The following is a 16,791-nucleotide window of genomic DNA, read 5'->3' as shown; positions in this document are numbered from 1 at the left end:
ATTTATTATTGTTTAAAAATTAAATTTTTTGAATCCTCGTACTGCTCCAAAACTATAACACTTTCTATGCCAACATTCACGTGGCTCGACAACATAGCTAATGCTCTCTGTGTCTCTCTCATTGCTGCCTCTGGATTATCATATGTTCCCAGCTCCTCGCTTGGAGATTCCTTATCAAAATACACATAGGTTCCGGCAACTAGCATAACAACAATTGAAGCCGCGATCGACAACCATAGGTTTGTTGTTCTTTTTTTATCTTGAATTCTCGGTAGTACCTTAATTTCTCGCTTCAACTCTTGTGCAGCAGCCTGTGAGAAATACCCAAAAAGTGGGGTGTACTGTTTTAAATGAGGCGCAATATTAGCAGAAGCAAAGTACTTTTGCAACTCCTTCTCCTCTTCAATACTACTTTGCCCTTCAAAGTATTTTTCTAGTAGTATTTCTGTTTTATTCAATTCCATAACTGTGAATTTTTATCATATTTTCTCTAATTGTTTTTCTTGCTCTTGAAAGCGTTACCCGAATGGCCGTTTCATTCATTTCCAATATTATTGCAATTTCTTCAAACTCATATTGTTCAATGTCGCGCATCTGAATTATTAGTTTTTGCTGCTCAGGCAATTGATTAATGATTTTTTCAACCCATTTTAAACTGTCCTCATCTTCCACTATTTTATCTAATCTTGCCGATTTATCCGCAAAATCATAGTGGCTGATCTTCACGTTTCCGGCTCTTTTTGACTTTAACTGATCCAAACAATAATTTTTGGTCATGGTCATAGCAAAAGCCTCTACATTATTGAAGGCAATTAAGTTTTGGTTTTTACTCCATAATTTTATAAAAATCTCTTGAGTAGCATCCTCGGCTTCCTCTGTACTTATGAGCAATCGTTTTGCTAATCGAAAGACTTTGTCTTTAAATGCAGCCGTAATCTGCAGAAACTCTGTTTGACTCATAAATCAATAAATTATTTGGCCGTCATATACTATAAAGACGAGACAGTTTTATTTTTGTTACAAAAAATATAAAAATTAAAACTAAAGATACTATTTTTACGTTCATTAAGTAAATTATCCTAATATATGAAACCTACATTTAAATTTGCGTTATTACTCCTTTTAGTAGTTTTTTCTTTCCAAGGTTGTCAAGACATGGACGATACTGCGGCACCAATAAGCTTGGAAGTTCAGGATTTCATCTGGAAAGGCCTAAACCAGTATTATTTATGGCAACCGAACGTAACTAACTTATCTGATGACCGATTTGCATCTCAAAATGAGCTAAACACTTTCTTACAAACCTATTCAACTCCTGAAAAATTATTTCAAAGTTTACTTTATAGACCCTCTAGTCTTTACCCCGATCCAAAAGATGCCGTTGACAGGTTCAGTTGGATAGTGAGTGACTATTTAGAACTCGAAGGACAACTTCAAGGAACTACAAAAAATAACGGAGTTGATTTTGGACTAAGCCGTGTATCCTCAAACAGTAATGACGTTATTGGTTTTGTTCGCTATATTATACCAAACTCAGATGCAGCAGCAAAAAACATAAAACGGGGTGAAGTTTTTTATGCCGTTAATGGAACAAAACTTACTAGAGACAATTACGCAAGTTTACTATTTGGATCATCCGAAAGTTATACATTAAACTTCGCAACCCTTACGTTTGATACAAATAATAATCCAGTAATCACCCCTAATGATAAATCTCTTGATTTAACTAAAACAGTTTTAAATGAGAATCCAATTTTAATAAATAAAGTAATTATTAACGGATCGCATAATATTGGTTATTTAATGTATAATGGATTCTATTCCAGTTATGACTCACAACTGAATGATGCTTTTGGTAGTTTAAAATCTCAAGGAATTACTGATTTAGTTCTTGATTTACGCTACAATGGCGGAGGTTCTGTAAATACAGCTACAAAATTAGCAAGCATGATAACAGGACAGTTCAAAGGGCAAACATTTTCAAAACTAAAATGGAATAATAAAAACAGTGATAATGACACCGATTATCAATTTATAGATCCTGCAACTATCAACAGCTTAGAACTTTCTACAGTCTATATATTAACTACAAAAAGTACTGCCTCGGCAAGTGAGCTTATTATAAATGGGCTCAAGCCTTATATAAATGTTGTACAAATAGGAGACTTAACCTATGGTAAAAACGTAGCGTCGATCACATTATATGATTCTCCTTCCTTTGGTTCGGTTAATAGAAATCCTAACCATCGTTATGCAATGCAGCCTATTGTAGCACAGAGCGTCAACTCAGTTGGATTTGGTGATTATCTAGGCGGCTTAGTTCCCAACTACGAATTAATTGAAAAAGTTAGTACATTCGGTGTCCTAGGAAGTACAGATGAACCCCTATTAAGTACAGCAATCGGTAAAATTACAGGAACTGGTAAAATGCTGAAACAAAATCAAGTGAAAGATTTTGAATACTTTACAGATTCCAAATCGTTAAACAATCAAAACCAAATGTATATTGAAAAAGCACCTGAAGGATCACAACATTAAATTAAAACTAAAAAAGGCTTCCATCACTGAAAGCCTTTTTTAGTTTTATTAAATAACGAACTACTTATTCATTAAAATAAAATCCTGCAGGAATAACTGCTACTGTATAATTATTATTTAAAGTTCCTGTTATTGAATAAACATATACTTTTCCATTTGAACTATAATCTACGGCGTCGCCAACATAGATTGCATTATTCTTTACCGCAAAACTATACACCCCATAAACACCTTGAGCCGTTGTACTGAAAAGTGCCGTAGTAGGTAAAGTTGTCGCATTTACATTAGTTTTAAAAATATCAGAACCTACAGTATAATAAACATCACTACCTTCAATATCCAAATTAGAAGGATGTGTCGCAGCAGCAAAATTAATAGTACTACTTACTGTATTATTAGCTAGGTTCACTTTTACCAATTTTCCAGCAGTTTCTGACGAGGCATAACTAGGCAAACCTCCACAAACAACATATAGACTTCCATTACTTACTTCTAATGAATTTGGAACATCCCCTACTTCAATCGTTGCAGCAACCGTATTACTATCTGTATTAATCACTGATAGCGTTTTACCGTATCCATAACCTCCTTGGTGAGCTACATATACCTTGTTGTTGTATTCTAAGATTCTTTCAGGACCTTCAACTACAGGAATTTTACTGCTAACTAAATAGGTAGACAAATTAATAACGGCAACATAATCATCTGTTGCACTTCCGCCATTACCCCAGTTTGTAACATACCCTTTTCCATTTGCAAAAGCAATGAATCTAGGATTACTTAAACCACCATCAATAGTCGCCACATGTGCCATAGTATAACGGTTTACAACTTCAATTTTATTCGAATAATTTAAAACTACAAATGCTAAATCATTGTACAAACCAACATCCTGACCCGTATCTCCCAAAGTTTTTCCCGGATTAACCAATGAAAAAATATTGTTTTGAAAAGTAACATAATCATTTGAAACATAAGATAAGGACGCATCTCCATGCCCAAAGCCACCTTGATTTAAAATCAATACACCATTATCATAAGCACCAAGCGGAGCTTCGATTTCATCATCATCTTTATTACATGATGCAAAGAAAAATGGGCTTAACAAAGCCAAGAGTACAACTTTTTTGAAATTCATTTTATTATAGTTTAAAAATTAAATTAATGGAATAATTCCTTCCAGGCATAGGCCTTGAGGCAACACTTTGATATTTTTCGTTTAGAATATTCAACGCTTGAAAACCCGCTTTAAACATTTTATTTTTACCAAACTCATAGTTAAAACCTAGATTGGTTACTTTATAATCTTTAAGTTCATAAAAATTATCAGTAGAAGTAAACACCTTGCCATTGTACAGAAACTGACAGAAAACGGATGCGTTTTTATAGGAATAAGATAAACTGGATGTAAATTTATGGTAAGGCACGTAAATGAGTTGGAACTTGGTTTCTTCATTCTCAGAAACAGTATAAGCATAATTGCTATTCCACATAATTGCGTGATTCCCTATTTTTTTATCGAAAGTAAAATTGGATTCAATCCCATAAGTAGTTACTTTCTTCGTGTTTTCAGGTTGCCAAAGACCCGAAGAGTTAGGTTTCCAACTAATCAAATCGTTAATTTTATTTAAAAAAGCAGTTGCCGAAAATCGAATGGTCTGAAAACGAATTTCTTGCCCCAGTTCGTACTGATACGCATTTTCAGGTCTTAAGTCGGGATTACCTCCTTGTTGCCAATACAAATCATTGAAAGATGGGATTCTGAAATTACGAGAAACATTTACTTTTAAATTATAGCTTTTAGTGATATCATATTTAGCCCCAAAAGAATACAAGAACGGACTATCGTAGGTATTAGTAATTTCTTTTCGCACACTCAATTCGTACTCCAACTTCTCTAATAGCTGATGCTTCATTAACAAAACACCCGAAGCTACCTGACGTTTTTTTGACAATAAATCAGAACCGTCACCTGTAGTTTGTGTAAAGTCAATAATAGAATTCAGATCTATTTTCGAATTTAATCTATAAGATAAATCATGTTTGATAATGACTGTTTCTGCTTTTCCATGTGTAAAAAACGACTGTTCCTTATCTTCAAAATATTTATATTTCTCGGTTAGAAAAGCCACTTTAACTTTTGAGATAAACGAACCATAAAAGCCATCCCACTCTACTAAATTTCGTGTGTTTAAATCTAAATACTTACTTTTTGAAGGCGCTGTTACTGTTCCAGAAAAATGTCTTTCTCCATCAAACAATTGACTGTAAAACTTTAAAATATTCTTAGTATCGAAACGATAGCCAACATTTAGATTATAACTCGAATTTTCATATTGCCCATTTTCATTCTTCTTGGTCGTTCCTAAATAATTGTAATCATTATCGGAACTATTTCTTGAGAGACTAAGCTGACTGCTCCATTTATCATTTGACGCTACCAATCTGTAATGGCCGCCAAAAGTATTAAAACTACCGTATTGCAACTTTACTTCGTTTGAAAAGGTGTTTTTAAAATCAAGTTCATTATTCAAATGGATACTTCCACCTATTGCACTTGTGCCATAAATAGCGCTTCCTCCACCTGCACGAACAACAATCGAATTAAAATCCTGCGTGGTTATCGTATTAAAATCAGTTTGCCCCAGAAGCTGCGAATTGATATTTATTCCGTTCCAGATTACAGCGGTCTGCTGGGCTGTAGTTCCTCTAAAAGAAGGCGAAGAAACCATTCCTAGTCCGTTTTCTTTAAAATAAATAACGGTATTGTAATTTAAAAGAGACGTTAGTGATGCTTGATTTTTAGTAATAATCGAATCATTTAGTTGCTGAACCGATTGGGTATTGGAGAATTTCTTTAGTTGCGAGTCAGAAATTTTTACTTCTTGCAATGAAATAGTATCCTGTTGCGCCGAAATGAATTGGCACAAAAACAAAAAACAAGATAAAAACAGTTTATTTATAGTCATAATTTCTGAACCCTTTTTCCCGAAAGTTCGATATTAGTTAAGAAAAAAGGCAGGTCTCCTGGCTTGCGTCTTGTTGTTTACCTTCCCATTCCGAATCATCGGAACAGTGGTTTTGTAGATAACAACAAGCTTGATAGCTTACAGTTGCGGGAACAGCTTAGGTTTTGAACCTAATTCCCTTTTAATGTGATTTACAAATAATAAAATCACAACCTCAATTCGGGAGCAAAGATAGAATAATTGAATGATTTTATTAGAAACTTATTAAAATTAAAACTATTTGCATTTTAAAAATTCATAACAAACTAATAAACAGAAAATTACCGCAACTACTTATCCTTATCTTTCTTTTTAGAAAGCTTGAATATAAGCCAGACAAAACCAACCACGAAATGCAATATGATAATTCCTGCAATAACATAAATAAAGGTATTTGAATTGTCTCTCATGATTCATTTTTTTATAAAATTACTTCTTTAATATTGAAAAAAATGTATCAAATATCACACAAGATTATTTTTATTAAAACAAAACAATACTTTTGTAAAAAAATTAGATTTATGAAATTCGTCAAAAACACCCTATTCCTCTTTCTAATTTCTTTGTTGTTTCTCCAATGTAAAAAAGAGACAAATCACGAAACGAAATCAGGGATAAAAAAAGAAATCCAATACGCTACAGGATTCGAAATCTATAAATATAAGGGCTATTCAATAGTTAAAATCACCAAACCTTGGCCTGGAGCCAAAGAAAATTTTACCTACGTTTTACAAGAAAAAAACGGAATCATTCCGGACAGCTTAAAGCAGTTTACCACGATTCAAATTCCTATAAAATCTATTGTTGTTACCTCAACGACCCACATTCCCGCATTAGAAATGTTAGGTGTCGAAAACACATTGGTAGGCTTCCCTAATACCGATTATATCTCTTCCGAAAAAACTAGAAAACGCATTGATGCGGGACTGGTGCGAGAAGTGGGGAAAAATGAAAATCTAAATACAGAAGTACTAATTGATATGCAACCAGAAGTGATTGTTGGCTTCGGACTAAACAGCAGTAATCCTTCTTTAAATATTTTGCGAAAAAGTGGATTAAAAGTCTTATTCAATGGAGATTGGACGGAACAATCCCCACTTGGAAAAGCAGAATGGATTAAGTTTTTTGGTGCTTTATACGGGCTGGATTCCAAAGCAAATTCGGTATTTAGTGAAATTGAAAAAGAATACAATACTACTTTGGCTTTAGCCAAAAAAGCAACACAAAAACCAACGGTTTTAAGTGGTTCTATGTTTCAAGATCAATGGTATGTGCCGCAAGGCGAAAGTTGGGCTTCTCTATTTTTTAAAGATGCACAAGCCAATTACTTATGGAAAGACACAAAAGGAACTGGAAGCGTTTCCTTGCCTTTTGAAGTCATTTTAGAAAAAGCACAACAAGCAGAATTCTGGATTGCTCCGGGGGATTTTTCTTCTTTAAAACAAATGAGTGATAGCAACCCTCATTATAGCGAATTTGAGTCATTTAAAAATAAAAAAGTATATTCGTATGCCTTAAATAAGGGGGCAAAAGGAGGTATACTATATTTTGAATGGTCTCCTACCCGTCCAGACTGGGTTTTAAAAGATTTGATAAAGATTTTTCATCCCGAATTAGTACCAAACCACACGCTTTTTTTCTTTCAGAAATTAGAATAAATTGAATCAGACCAATCGAAATACCGTTCTCTTTGCAATCCTAACCATTGGAATGGTTTGCCTATTTTTAATAAACCTCAGTTTAGGATCTGTTTCTATACCCTTAAAAGAAGTCTTTAAGAGTCTTTTTGGCGGAACTACGAGCAAAGAAACCTGGCATTACATCATCGTTAATTATAGATTACCAAAAGCCATTGCCGCCATATTAGTAGGCATGGGACTATCGATTAGTGGTTTATTAATGCAGACTTTATTTAGGAATCCCTTGGCTGGGCCATACGTTTTAGGACTGAGTTCAGGAGCCAGTTTAGGCGTTGCGACTGTGATTCTTGGAGCGGCATTTTTGCCGGAATCCCTTGCCACTATAATGCTGTCCTCGTACGGAATTGTATTGGCATCAAGCCTAGGAAGTTTTTTGGTTTTAATGGCCGTTTTAGCTGTTTCTTATCGCTTGCGGGATACTATGGCGATATTAATTGTAGGGCTAATGTTTGGCAGTTTGACAAGTGCGATAGTGGGAACACTTACCTATTTCAGTACCGCTGAACAGTTACAAAAATTCACCTTTTGGTCGTTGGGAAATTTAGGGAATTTATCCTGGACATCCATTGGGATTTTATTCGTTTGTGTACTAATTGGACTCTTTCTCAGTCTTTTCAGTATCAAACCGTTAAATGCACTATTACTGGGAGAAAATTATGCCCGTAGTTTAGGGTTGAATTATAAAAGAACAAGGCTAATTATCATTTTTGCCACTAGCGTTTTAGCAGGTAGTATTACTGCTTTTGCTGGCCCGATTGCTTTTATAGGACTTGCGGTTCCACACATTGCAAAATTGGTTTTCCAAACCAGTAATCATACGATTTTGTTTTGGAGCACTTTGCTTTTTGGAGCTAGCATCATGCTTATTTGTGATAGTATTTCACAAGTTCCCGGCGGAGATATCACATTGCCGATTAATGCAGTTACTTCTGTTTTTGGAGCACCTATTGTTATTTGGTTATTGGTTAGAAAACGAAAAATGATTGGCTAGTTTTTAAAAAACCTTATACTTCTGTAAATGATCAGTACTAACAACATACTAACAACATCAAATCTAAGCATTGGCTATACTTCCAAAGCGGCGACTACTATTATTGCCGAAAACCTCAACTTGAATTTGCAGGCCGGAAAACTAATTGCTTTAATTGGTGCCAATGGAATTGGGAAATCAACCTTGCTTCGCACAATAACTGGGATTCAAAAACCGCTTTCAGGAACTATTTTACTTAACGGAAAAAACATTCATGAAACAGATGCTTTGACGTTAGCTCAAAACCTAAGTGTCGTGCTAACCGAAAAATTACCTCCTAGCAATTTGACTGTTTTCGAGCTGATTGCTTTAGGAAGACAGCCGTATACTAATTGGATTGGAAAGCTTACAGAAACTGATATTGCTATGGTTAACGAAGCCATGGAACTGACTCAGATCAGTCATTTGGCGACCAAAAAACATTACGAAATTAGTGACGGTCAATTACAAAAAGTACTGGTGGCACGTGCATTAGCGCAAGACACTCCGCTGATAATTTTAGACGAACCCACTACCCATTTGGATTTATTGCATAAAGTAGCACTTTTCAAACTCTTGAAAAAACTCACTCAGGAAACGAATAAATGCATTCTATTTTCTACCCATGATATCGATATGGCCATACAATTGAGTGATGAAATGATCATTATGACTCCCGAAACTGTGGTTCAAGATGAGCCTTGCAATTTTATTTCCAAAGGAACTTTTAATACAATATTCAAGGACGAACATATCGTTTTTGATTCTGAAAAAGGGAAGTTTGTGATTGTGTGAACCTCCCCCCGCCCGCTCCGAAGGAGGGGTAGACTGATGTAAAAACTGGGCGTGAAAATTTTTATAGAACTGGATGTGAAAACTGGGTGTGAAACTTTTTATAGAACTAGGTGTTAGCCTTCTTGTGAAAACTAGGGCTGAAACTTGTAATTAAAAACTGTAATCTCAATAACTGAGACTGAACACTAAAAAACGGAACACTGATTATCCTCTATTTTCCTTTCAATAAATTAATACTCACGGTAGCACTATTTGAATCTGGGAATCGCTTAAAATACTGAGTATCGGGATACAATCCTGCTTCGGCAGCTACTTTATGCAAGACGGGGATTTCCACGATATATTGATCTGAGAAACCATGAGTGGCATCGTAGGCTGTTGCAGCGGTCTTTCCAAGATTAGCAGCTGTTACACTTGGCGGAATAGTATGTAATTCTATCATAAGCAAACCAAAATTCCTAACATACGGCGACCATTTATTAAAATGCTCTACTAAATTATCTTCCACTAAATTAGTACTTACTCGTTTCCCTCTGTGGGCAAAAGCTCCAGTGGACTGACTTACTCTGTCTTTTCTACTATTTTTTGGTTCTTCCCAAATCCTGTTGTGGTCTAGAAAAGTTCGCACATTTAATAAATCTTTTAAATCGATCCCATAATTTTCCATTAAATCATCCGCTAACAAGTCGGGACGACCAATGTCTCCCCAAATCACTTTAGCCCAAATATCGGCTTTAATCAAATTAGCCCGAGTTACTTTGAGGGCTGCTTGGTTATAGTCAGCACCCACAAGAAACAGCGGATAATCATCGAGCATCTTACCTCTTAACGTTTGCCTTTCGATTACGGTGAAGATATGTTCTAGAAAAGCTCCATTGCCGCAACCCATATCCAAAATCCCTTTTGGTTGGTCTTCTATGGGCAAATTAAACAATTTGATTATGATTTCATCTACCACTTTAAAATAAGTTTCATGTGCACCGCCACTTCCCCACACATTAATTTCGCGGTCTACATGAACCTCATCTTCACCTTCGGCAATCGCTCTTAAAATAGCAGCGTTACCAAAAAGTAAATCGTCCATTTTACTAAAAGTTGGTAAATAAGAAACCGTCACTCCATAAGCCGCAGCTCTTTTGGCAAAAAACAATCCCGTTTCAGTGAATTGATAATTTCCGTTCTTTTGTGTAAACCAGCCTAAATGGGCAAAGAAATCCAATATAATTTTGAAATTTTCAGGGGACTTATGAAATTCTTCTGGGCGGAAAGAGATCTCCATAAAATATTTATGGAACATCCCGTTCATTCCTAATCGCACCAAAGTAGGACCAACTAAAGCGCCCTCAATATGCATTAAAATCTGATCTTGTATCTCTCGCTCTAATGGGTCATTGGAGAATTTGACCTCATAGTTTTTTTTATATTTTTCGAAAATCACCCGTAAGCGTTCAAAGGGAGCATCTTCAAATAACCGAGGATGAAACTGCATTGAAAACTGTAATAAGTCCACTACATCTTCATACAAATGAAACAAGGAAAAAGCCGTTTCGCTCTTATCCGTAACTGAAAATTTAATTTCGTCTGTCGCGTTATCGATATGATATTGGAGAAATCCTTGGGAACTTAAGACTCGTAAGCCTACATTTAGATAGCCTTCGTTTGCTTTAAAATGTGAAGTAAGTTCATCGAGTGTGGCTTCCTTTTTATCAAGTAAAAAAGACAAAACTCCTTTTTTATGCAGGGAATAAGCTACCGGAGCAGTCACTAAACCATCTAAATGCCTGAAAATTGTACTTCGTAGAGAAACTTTATCGATCATAAAAAGGAAATTTTAAAATGAGTGCCATTTGCTTAAAAACACAAATGTGATACTCAAATATATAAAATTCCTTGGTAACAATACTATTCCTTAATAACTCCTTATACTACCATACTACTTGAGCATAATTTGTCTTTTGGCCTCGCCGATAACAAAAGCCACCGAATTTGCAATGTTAAAACTCCGAATCAAATTTGACATTGGAATTTTTAGATGGTTTTCGAATTGACCCAAAACTTCTTCACTTAGTCCTTTGCTTTCTTTTCCAAAAACCAACCAATCTCCGTCTTGAAAATCTATCTCCAAATAAGATTTTTCGGCATGGGAACTCATTAAGAAAACACGTGAAGCATCCGGAATTTGAGTGATCCACTCGGCTACATTTTGATATTCGGTGACATCAAGATGTACCCAGTAATCCAAGCCCGAACGTTTCAAGTTTTTATCATTGATTACAAAACCAAATGGATGAACCAAATGCAAGCGACTTTCAGTACCGACGCACAATCGACCAATATTCCCTGTGTTATTAGGTATTTCGGGCTCAACTAAAACGATGTTTAACATTTAAAAAGATTTAAGATTGATGATTAACGATTTTTGCCATTGCCTTTTGCTATTGCAAATTTTCTACTTGCTTCACTTCTCCAGCTTGTAACTCATTCAAATATACGTTTCCAATTCGCACGCGAACTAGTCTAAGAGTAGGAAATCCAACTGCGGCTGTCATTTTGCGCACTTGACGAAACTTGCCTTCGTTGACCGTTATCGAAGCCCAGGAAGTGGGGCCGTGGCGTTCGTCCCGTATTTTTTTTCCTCTGGCTCCAAAAGCGGGAATTTCAGTTATCAATGAAGCTTCACATTTTTTGGTGATGTACTTGGTTCCATTGAACCCTATTTCGACACCGGCCTTCATTTTGTCAATAGCTTCCTGATCAATAATTCCATCAACCTGAACATAATATTCTTTTTCTACTTTTTTAGATCGAATAACTTCGCTCATCATTCCATCTGTGGTAAGCAATAACAATCCTTCCGAATCTTCGTCCAGACGCCCTATTGCCATCGTTCCTTTTGGAAAATCATACAATTCACCTAGTAATTTCTTTTTTCGCTTCTGTTCATAAATAAACTGACTTAAATAACCGTATGGTTTGTGAATAATGAAATGAGAGTGGTGCATTATTTTAATTTTAATATTGCAAAGATAGATTTGTTTAATTGTATATTAAACAGAGTGACTACAGAATTATAAAACAAAGTAAAAGCTATGTTAAATGACCTAAACAATAAGCTGAAAAGTCGTAATTTTAAGCAAATTAAGTTTCTATCATTAAATAAATTTGTCATGAAAAGTAAAAATTGGAATTCCGACGAACTGATAAACGATCCTAATTTAAAAAATGGATTAAGTGGAGAAAAAACACCTGACGTTCTTAATGAAATGACTTCAAAAACATACACTGATGTTGAAATAGACTTAAATGGATACCCTAAAATTATTCAAAAGACTATCTCCACTGAGAAACCTAAAGCTTTTGTAGAAGAAAATGAAAATAGAAATTGGAATGAAAATGAAAGTTTAAGCCGAGCTGTTTCATCAGAATTAAAGGAAGTAAAACCAGATAACGACTTAAAAAGTACATTCAAAATTTATCCAATAAACCCAATTATCAAAAACAAAAAATAATAAAACTAACTACATCTTTACTATTCCCTATTGGTATAACTAGTCCTTTAGGGAATTTTTATTGTTAATTATGCTAAAGAACGGCCTCTTTGATATACTTTATCACTAAAAAAATTAATTTTCAATTAATAGTTAAATAGAAACATCTAATATTCCCTACTTTTACTTTTTACAAAAATCAGTCTTTCTATGTCAAACATGCTCCCTTTTTTATTCTTGTTTGTAATTGCCCTCGCTATTGGTGTTTTCATTGGGAAACTCATTTTCGCTGCTCGTTTTAAATCCGAAAAGATCAGTTTTGAGGAAAAACTAATTGCGTCAAACTCGCAATTCAATCAATTGAAAGAACAATTTTTAAATGACAAAACTGCTTTTGAAAAGCAATTAGACAACAGTGCTGCTGAGAAAGAAACCATTCGTAATGAAAAAGACAGCTTGGCAATACAACTTTCTAAAAAAGAAGTCGATTTTGAGAATCTATGGGAACGCAACAAAGAGCAAAAAGATGAAGTAGAAAAGCTTCAAGAGAAGTTTACCAAGGAATTTGAGAATCTTGCCAACAAAATATTAGACGAAAAATCGAATAAATTCACGGAACAGAACAAAGAAAACATGAAAAACATCTTGTCTCCTTTGCAAGATAAAATTCAATTATTCGAGAAAAAAGTGGAAGATACCCATAAAGAAAGCATTGATTACCATGCCGCTTTGCGCCAACAAATTTTAGGCTTGCGCGAAATGAATATCCAAATGAGCAAGGAAACCATCAACCTAACCAAAGCATTAAAAGGAGACAGTAAGATGCAGGGAAATTGGGGTGAACTGGTTCTAGAAAGAGTCTTAGAAAAATCAGGTCTAGAGAAAGGACGTGAGTACGAAGTGCAACAAAGCTTTACCACTGAAGAAGGAAACCGTGTTTTTCCTGATGTTGTGATCAATTTACCTGACGGTAAGAAAATGATTGTGGATTCGAAAGTTTCCTTGACCGCTTATGAAAAATACATCAACGAAGAAGAAGACGATGTAAAAAGTGGCTATTTAAAAGAGCATGTCAATTCGATCAAGCGTCACGTAGAACAATTAGGAAATAAAAATTATCAGGATTTATACCAAATAGAAAGTCCTGATTTTGTATTGCTTTTTATCCCTATCGAACCCGCATTTGCCATGGCACTTAATGAGGACACTACTTTGTACAACAAGGCATTCGAAAAGAACATTGTTATTGTAACTCCTGCTACCCTGCTAGCTACATTAAGAACAATTGACAGTATGTGGGCGAACCAAAAACAACAGGAAAATGCCTTTGAAATAGCGCGACAAGCCGGCGCTTTATATGATAAATTTGAAGGTTTTGTTGCTGATTTAATAAAAATTGGAAAGAAAATCGACGAAAGTAAAACGGAATATAGCGGCGCTATGAATAAATTAGTAGATGGGAAAGGAAACCTAATTACTAGTGTCGAAAAATTAAAAAAGATGGGTGCAAAAGCAAAAAAATCGCTCCCTGAGAGCATTTTGGCAAGAGCCGAAAAAGATCAAAACCAACAATTAAACTAAAATAAAATGAAAAAATTTTTAGGAATTCTTGCGGCAGTACTTATGCTTTCAATCGTTAGCTATTTTACGTTTGTGTATTATGCCACTTACAGTGAAGGCATTCGATCTGGCCAACTAATCAAATTTAGTCATAAAGGAGTCGCTTTCAAAACCTGGGAAGGAGAAATAAGCCAAGGCATATCAGGTTCGCAAATATTTGCTTTTTCTGTATTGGATAAAGACAAACAAGTAATTAGTGATTTAAAAGAACTAGAAGGACAGTATGTAAAACTGTCTTATATAGAGCGCTACAAAACATTCGCATGGTGGGGCGACACTAAATATTTCGTCATCGCAGTAAAAGAAGAAGAATCTCCATTTAAATCAAAATAAAGATGAATAACACCTTTAAAACAGTTGCTTCGTCAAATATTACCATTTCAGAATTAATGTTGCCATCTCACACTAATTTTAGTGGCAAAATACATGGAGGTTATATTCTTTCGCTACTTGATCAAATCGCTTTCGCCTGTGCGTCAAAGTTTTCCGGGAATTATTGCGTAACAGCTTCCGTGGATACTGTCGACTTCTTGAGACCCATCGAAGTAGGAGAACTGGTAACCATGAAAGCCAGTGTCAATTATGTGGGTCGGAGTTCTATGATTATAGGTATTCGAGTAGAATCTGAAAATATCCAAACAGGAGCGATCAAACATTGCAATTCCTCCTATTTTACCATGGTTTCAAAAGACAAAGATGGGAAAAATGAAAAAGTTCCAGGTCTTATTCTTTCAAATTTAGAAGAAGTCCGCCGTTTCTGCAATTGCTTAAAGCAAATTTCCCTGAAAAAAGAGAAAGACCGTCATGAAGAAGTTTTTAATTACAGTTCAATAGAGACATTAGCCAGCTTAGAAAAGTATAATGTTCTTGTCGAATTAGGCTAATTCTATTGTTTTAACCCCTTATTTTAGATAAAATCGAATAGAATCCATAATGAGAACTAAAAATCCGTTTTTGAGGTGATATTTACTGTTATAGCGGCTGGTTGTTACTGGTTGTTTAAAATAAAAATCGTAACTTTAAGTAGTACTATACAGACTCTAAAATGAAAAAAACTTTACTCTTTTTTTTTCTATTAACTGCATTTATCATTGATGCTCAAGAGAAAATGACCTCCACAAAGGGGATCGTTATTTTTGAAGCCTCAGTGCCTTTTTTTGAGCCCGTAAAAGCCCAAAATGAATACGTAAATTGTATTTTAAATACGAAAAAAGGAACAATAGCTTTTGTAGTCTACATCAATCGTTTTTCCTTTGAAAGAAGTTTAATGCAGGAGCATTTCAACGCAAATTATATGGAAAGTAAAAAATACCCTAAAGCTACCTTTCAGGGATTAATTGAAAAATTCGATTTAAAAAATATTGCTACTGATGTCAAAGAGTATTACATCAAAGGAAAAATAAGCATGCATGGCAAATCAAAAAACATCCGTGTTAGAGCCGAAATTAAAAAAGTAGCTACAGGGATAGAATTGACCTCCAACTTCACCTTAAACTCTGATGATTACAATATCGAAATCCCATATATCGTCAGAAGTAAAATATCAAAAAACATAAATGTTAGTGTTAAAACTATTTTATGATTGGTTAACTAGCCATAAACACCCTATTGAATCATACTTTTTATTAAAATAAAGGACCTTATAATTACTGTTTTTTTTACTTTATTTAATTTTAGTCCTACATTGACCAAACACCTTTATTCCAAAACTATTTTTATAAACAGTTTCTTAGTGTCTTTTCTAAATCAGTATGTTTAAACTGAAATCCTAACTGCTCTACTTTATCAGATGAAACTCTTCTTCCGGTCAGCACTATTTTTGCCATTTCTCCCAATACTATTTTAATCAAAAAGCCGGGAACATTGGGAAGCCAAATTTTGTACCCATACACCTTCGCCAATGTTTTAGAAAAAACAGCATTCGTTGTATTATCGTTTATTGCGGCATTATAAGGTCCTACCACATTCGGATTCTTTACTGCTTCAAGATATAGTGCGCACAAATCCTCCACATGAATCCAAGGCATGTATTGTTTTCCGGAACCCAATGCCGATCCGAGTCTCCATTTAAAAATAGGGGATAATTTATTTAGAAAGCCATCGTTTTTGCCTAATACTAAACCGGTACGCACTTTGGCTGTTCGTATTCCCAACTTTTCAAATTGATCTGCAGCGGCTTCCCATTTTTGACAAGTAAGTCCCAAGAAGTCATTGGCTAGAGGCATGTCCTCTGTACAAATTTCTTCCCCATTCACCGCACCATAAATACCCACAGCCGATGCAGAAATAAAGGCATCCAATTTTTTACCATTCTTTTTTAAAACAGAATAAATAAGCTGTGCCGACTGTTGCCTACTATTAATGATTTCTTCTTTTCGCTTATTTGTCCATGGTTTTTCAGCAATATTTGCCCCAGCTAAATGGATTATATAATCTGCATTCAGTACGGCGTCCTTTTCTATTGTTTGCTTTTGTATGTCCCAAGTATAGTAAAAAATAGATGCAGTATTTTCTCTCTTACTTCTACTAAGTATAGAAACGGTATATCCGCTATTTATCAAAACTTTTGTTAGTTCCTTCCCAACAAAACCAGTACCTCCTGTGAGTAATACATTCTTTTTCATGACAGTATA

General features: G+C 34.9%; 17 protein-coding genes and 1 riboswitch. Of the genes, 9 read left to right on the top strand and 8 right to left on the bottom strand.

Translation table 11 applies throughout. The annotated features are described in order from the left end of the window. Positions 1-5: 5 nt before the first annotated feature. Together BMW63_RS11160 and BMW63_RS11155 are read right to left on the bottom strand one after the other, a co-directional pair. Positions 6-464: a hypothetical protein gene (locus BMW63_RS11160; protein WP_074723549.1), complete on the bottom strand. Its 459-nt coding sequence runs from the start codon at positions 462-464 to the stop codon at positions 6-8. Then, positions 451-960, bottom strand: coding sequence for an RNA polymerase sigma factor (locus tag BMW63_RS11155; protein WP_074723548.1), 510 nt, complete (start codon positions 958-960; stop codon positions 451-453). The genes BMW63_RS11160 and BMW63_RS11155 overlap by 14 nt, the downstream gene beginning before the upstream one ends. A gap of 126 nt (positions 961-1,086) precedes the next feature. Between BMW63_RS11155 and BMW63_RS11150 the strand changes: the two genes are divergently transcribed. Beyond that, positions 1,087-2,538, top strand: a complete 1,452-nt coding sequence (locus BMW63_RS11150) for a S41 family peptidase (RefSeq protein WP_074723547.1) — start codon at positions 1,087-1,089, stop codon at positions 2,536-2,538. Between the two features lie 64 nt (positions 2,539-2,602). Here BMW63_RS11150 and BMW63_RS11145 read toward each other — a convergent pair whose 3' ends face one another. Together BMW63_RS11145 and BMW63_RS11140 are read right to left on the bottom strand one after the other, a co-directional pair. Next, positions 2,603-3,676, bottom strand: coding sequence for a YncE family protein (locus tag BMW63_RS11145; RefSeq protein WP_074723546.1), 1,074 nt, complete (start codon positions 3,674-3,676; stop codon positions 2,603-2,605). Between the two features lie 4 nt (positions 3,677-3,680). Continuing rightward, positions 3,681-5,507, bottom strand: a complete 1,827-nt coding sequence (locus BMW63_RS11140; RefSeq protein ID WP_074723545.1) for a TonB-dependent receptor plug domain-containing protein — start codon at positions 5,505-5,507, stop codon at positions 3,681-3,683. A 31-nt stretch (positions 5,508-5,538) separates the two neighbouring features. After that, positions 5,539-5,739, bottom strand: a riboswitch (cobalamin riboswitch). A 328-nt stretch (positions 5,740-6,067) separates the two neighbouring features. Here BMW63_RS11140 and BMW63_RS11135 point away from each other — a divergent pair. The 3 genes from BMW63_RS11135 to BMW63_RS11125 are packed head-to-tail and all read left to right on the top strand — an operon-like array spanning position 6,068 to position 9,050. Next, positions 6,068-7,204 carry an ABC transporter substrate-binding protein gene (locus BMW63_RS11135; RefSeq protein ID WP_074723544.1) on the top strand — a complete coding sequence of 379 codons (1,137 nt, stop codon included), beginning with the start codon at positions 6,068-6,070 and terminating at the stop codon, positions 7,202-7,204. A gap of 52 nt (positions 7,205-7,256) precedes the next feature. Next, positions 7,257-8,237, top strand: coding sequence for an iron ABC transporter permease (locus tag BMW63_RS11130; RefSeq protein WP_074723543.1), 981 nt, complete (start codon positions 7,257-7,259; stop codon positions 8,235-8,237). Between the two features lie 27 nt (positions 8,238-8,264). Continuing rightward, positions 8,265-9,050, top strand: coding sequence for an ABC transporter ATP-binding protein (locus tag BMW63_RS11125; RefSeq protein ID WP_074723542.1), 786 nt, complete (start codon positions 8,265-8,267; stop codon positions 9,048-9,050). 211 nt (positions 9,051-9,261) lie between these two features. Here the strand turns inward: BMW63_RS11125 and BMW63_RS11120 are convergent, their stop codons facing one another. From BMW63_RS11120 to BMW63_RS11110, 3 genes are all read right to left on the bottom strand, one after another. Further along, entirely contained in the window at positions 9,262-10,869 is a 1,608-nt protein-coding gene (locus BMW63_RS11120) for a class I SAM-dependent methyltransferase (protein WP_074723541.1), read from the bottom strand. A gap of 114 nt (positions 10,870-10,983) precedes the next feature. Continuing rightward, on the bottom strand, positions 10,984-11,436 hold the full coding sequence (locus tag BMW63_RS11115) for a tRNA (cytidine(34)-2'-O)-methyltransferase (RefSeq protein ID WP_074723540.1): 453 nt from the start codon (positions 11,434-11,436) through the stop codon (positions 10,984-10,986). 49 nt (positions 11,437-11,485) lie between these two features. Further along, complete coding sequence (locus BMW63_RS11110) at positions 11,486-12,052, bottom strand: pseudouridine synthase (RefSeq protein ID WP_074723539.1); 567 nt, start codon at positions 12,050-12,052, stop codon at positions 11,486-11,488. 165 nt (positions 12,053-12,217) lie between these two features. Between BMW63_RS11110 and BMW63_RS11105 the strand changes: the two genes are divergently transcribed. The 5 genes from BMW63_RS11105 to BMW63_RS11085 all read left to right on the top strand — a co-directional run bounded on the left by BMW63_RS11105 (position 12,218) and on the right by BMW63_RS11085 (position 15,740). After that, positions 12,218-12,559: a hypothetical protein gene (locus tag BMW63_RS11105; RefSeq protein ID WP_074723538.1), complete on the top strand. Its 342-nt coding sequence runs from the start codon at positions 12,218-12,220 to the stop codon at positions 12,557-12,559. Between the two features lie 189 nt (positions 12,560-12,748). Then, positions 12,749-14,119, top strand: a complete 1,371-nt coding sequence (rmuC, locus tag BMW63_RS11100; protein ID WP_074723537.1) for a DNA recombination protein RmuC — start codon at positions 12,749-12,751, stop codon at positions 14,117-14,119. A gap of 6 nt (positions 14,120-14,125) precedes the next feature. After that, positions 14,126-14,491, top strand: a complete 366-nt coding sequence (locus tag BMW63_RS11095) for a 6-phosphogluconate dehydrogenase (protein WP_074723536.1) — start codon at positions 14,126-14,128, stop codon at positions 14,489-14,491. Positions 14,492-14,493: 2 nt separating this feature from the next. Next, the gene (locus tag BMW63_RS11090; RefSeq protein WP_074723535.1) at positions 14,494-15,042 is read left to right on the top strand and encodes an acyl-CoA thioesterase; all 549 of its coding nucleotides are present in this window, start codon (positions 14,494-14,496) and stop codon (positions 15,040-15,042) included. A 161-nt stretch (positions 15,043-15,203) separates the two neighbouring features. Then, positions 15,204-15,740: a YceI family protein gene (locus BMW63_RS11085; RefSeq protein WP_074723534.1), complete on the top strand. Its 537-nt coding sequence runs from the start codon at positions 15,204-15,206 to the stop codon at positions 15,738-15,740. 133 nt (positions 15,741-15,873) lie between these two features. On the opposite strand, the gene BMW63_RS11080 is transcribed toward BMW63_RS11085, so the two are convergent. Beyond that, positions 15,874-16,782: a TIGR01777 family oxidoreductase gene (locus BMW63_RS11080; protein WP_074723533.1), complete on the bottom strand. Its 909-nt coding sequence runs from the start codon at positions 16,780-16,782 to the stop codon at positions 15,874-15,876. Between the last annotated feature and the right edge of the window lie 9 nt (positions 16,783-16,791).

It is taken from the genome of Flavobacterium frigoris (assembly GCF_900111075.1).
Lineage (GTDB): Bacteria > Bacteroidota > Bacteroidia > Flavobacteriales > Flavobacteriaceae > Flavobacterium > Flavobacterium frigoris.
This window is presented reverse-complemented; position numbering and strand designations above follow the sequence as displayed.

Coding starts and splice junctions, on each gene's coding strand:
- BMW63_RS11160 (WP_074723549.1), bottom strand. CDS start 464: ATGGAATTGAATAAAACAGAAATACTACTAGAAAAATACTTTGAAGGG.
- BMW63_RS11155 (WP_074723548.1), bottom strand. CDS start 960: ATGAGTCAAACAGAGTTTCTGCAGATTACGGCTGCATTTAAAGACAAA.
- BMW63_RS11150 (WP_074723547.1), top strand. CDS start 1,087: ATGAAACCTACATTTAAATTTGCGTTATTACTCCTTTTAGTAGTTTTT.
- BMW63_RS11145 (WP_074723546.1), bottom strand. CDS start 3,676: ATGAATTTCAAAAAAGTTGTACTCTTGGCTTTGTTAAGCCCATTTTTC.
- BMW63_RS11140 (WP_074723545.1), bottom strand. CDS start 5,507: ATGACTATAAATAAACTGTTTTTATCTTGTTTTTTGTTTTTGTGCCAA.
- BMW63_RS11135 (WP_074723544.1), top strand. CDS start 6,068: ATGAAATTCGTCAAAAACACCCTATTCCTCTTTCTAATTTCTTTGTTG.
- BMW63_RS11130 (WP_074723543.1), top strand. CDS start 7,257: ATGGTTTGCCTATTTTTAATAAACCTCAGTTTAGGATCTGTTTCTATA.
- BMW63_RS11125 (WP_074723542.1), top strand. CDS start 8,265: ATGATCAGTACTAACAACATACTAACAACATCAAATCTAAGCATTGGC.
- BMW63_RS11120 (WP_074723541.1), bottom strand. CDS start 10,869: ATGATCGATAAAGTTTCTCTACGAAGTACAATTTTCAGGCATTTAGAT.
- BMW63_RS11115 (WP_074723540.1), bottom strand. CDS start 11,436: ATGTTAAACATCGTTTTAGTTGAGCCCGAAATACCTAATAACACAGGG.
- BMW63_RS11110 (WP_074723539.1), bottom strand. CDS start 12,052: ATGCACCACTCTCATTTCATTATTCACAAACCATACGGTTATTTAAGT.
- BMW63_RS11105 (WP_074723538.1), top strand. CDS start 12,218: ATGAAAAGTAAAAATTGGAATTCCGACGAACTGATAAACGATCCTAAT.
- rmuC (WP_074723537.1), top strand. CDS start 12,749: ATGTCAAACATGCTCCCTTTTTTATTCTTGTTTGTAATTGCCCTCGCT.
- BMW63_RS11095 (WP_074723536.1), top strand. CDS start 14,126: ATGAAAAAATTTTTAGGAATTCTTGCGGCAGTACTTATGCTTTCAATC.
- BMW63_RS11090 (WP_074723535.1), top strand. CDS start 14,494: ATGAATAACACCTTTAAAACAGTTGCTTCGTCAAATATTACCATTTCA.
- BMW63_RS11085 (WP_074723534.1), top strand. CDS start 15,204: ATGAAAAAAACTTTACTCTTTTTTTTTCTATTAACTGCATTTATCATT.
- BMW63_RS11080 (WP_074723533.1), bottom strand. CDS start 16,782: ATGAAAAAGAATGTATTACTCACAGGAGGTACTGGTTTTGTTGGGAAG.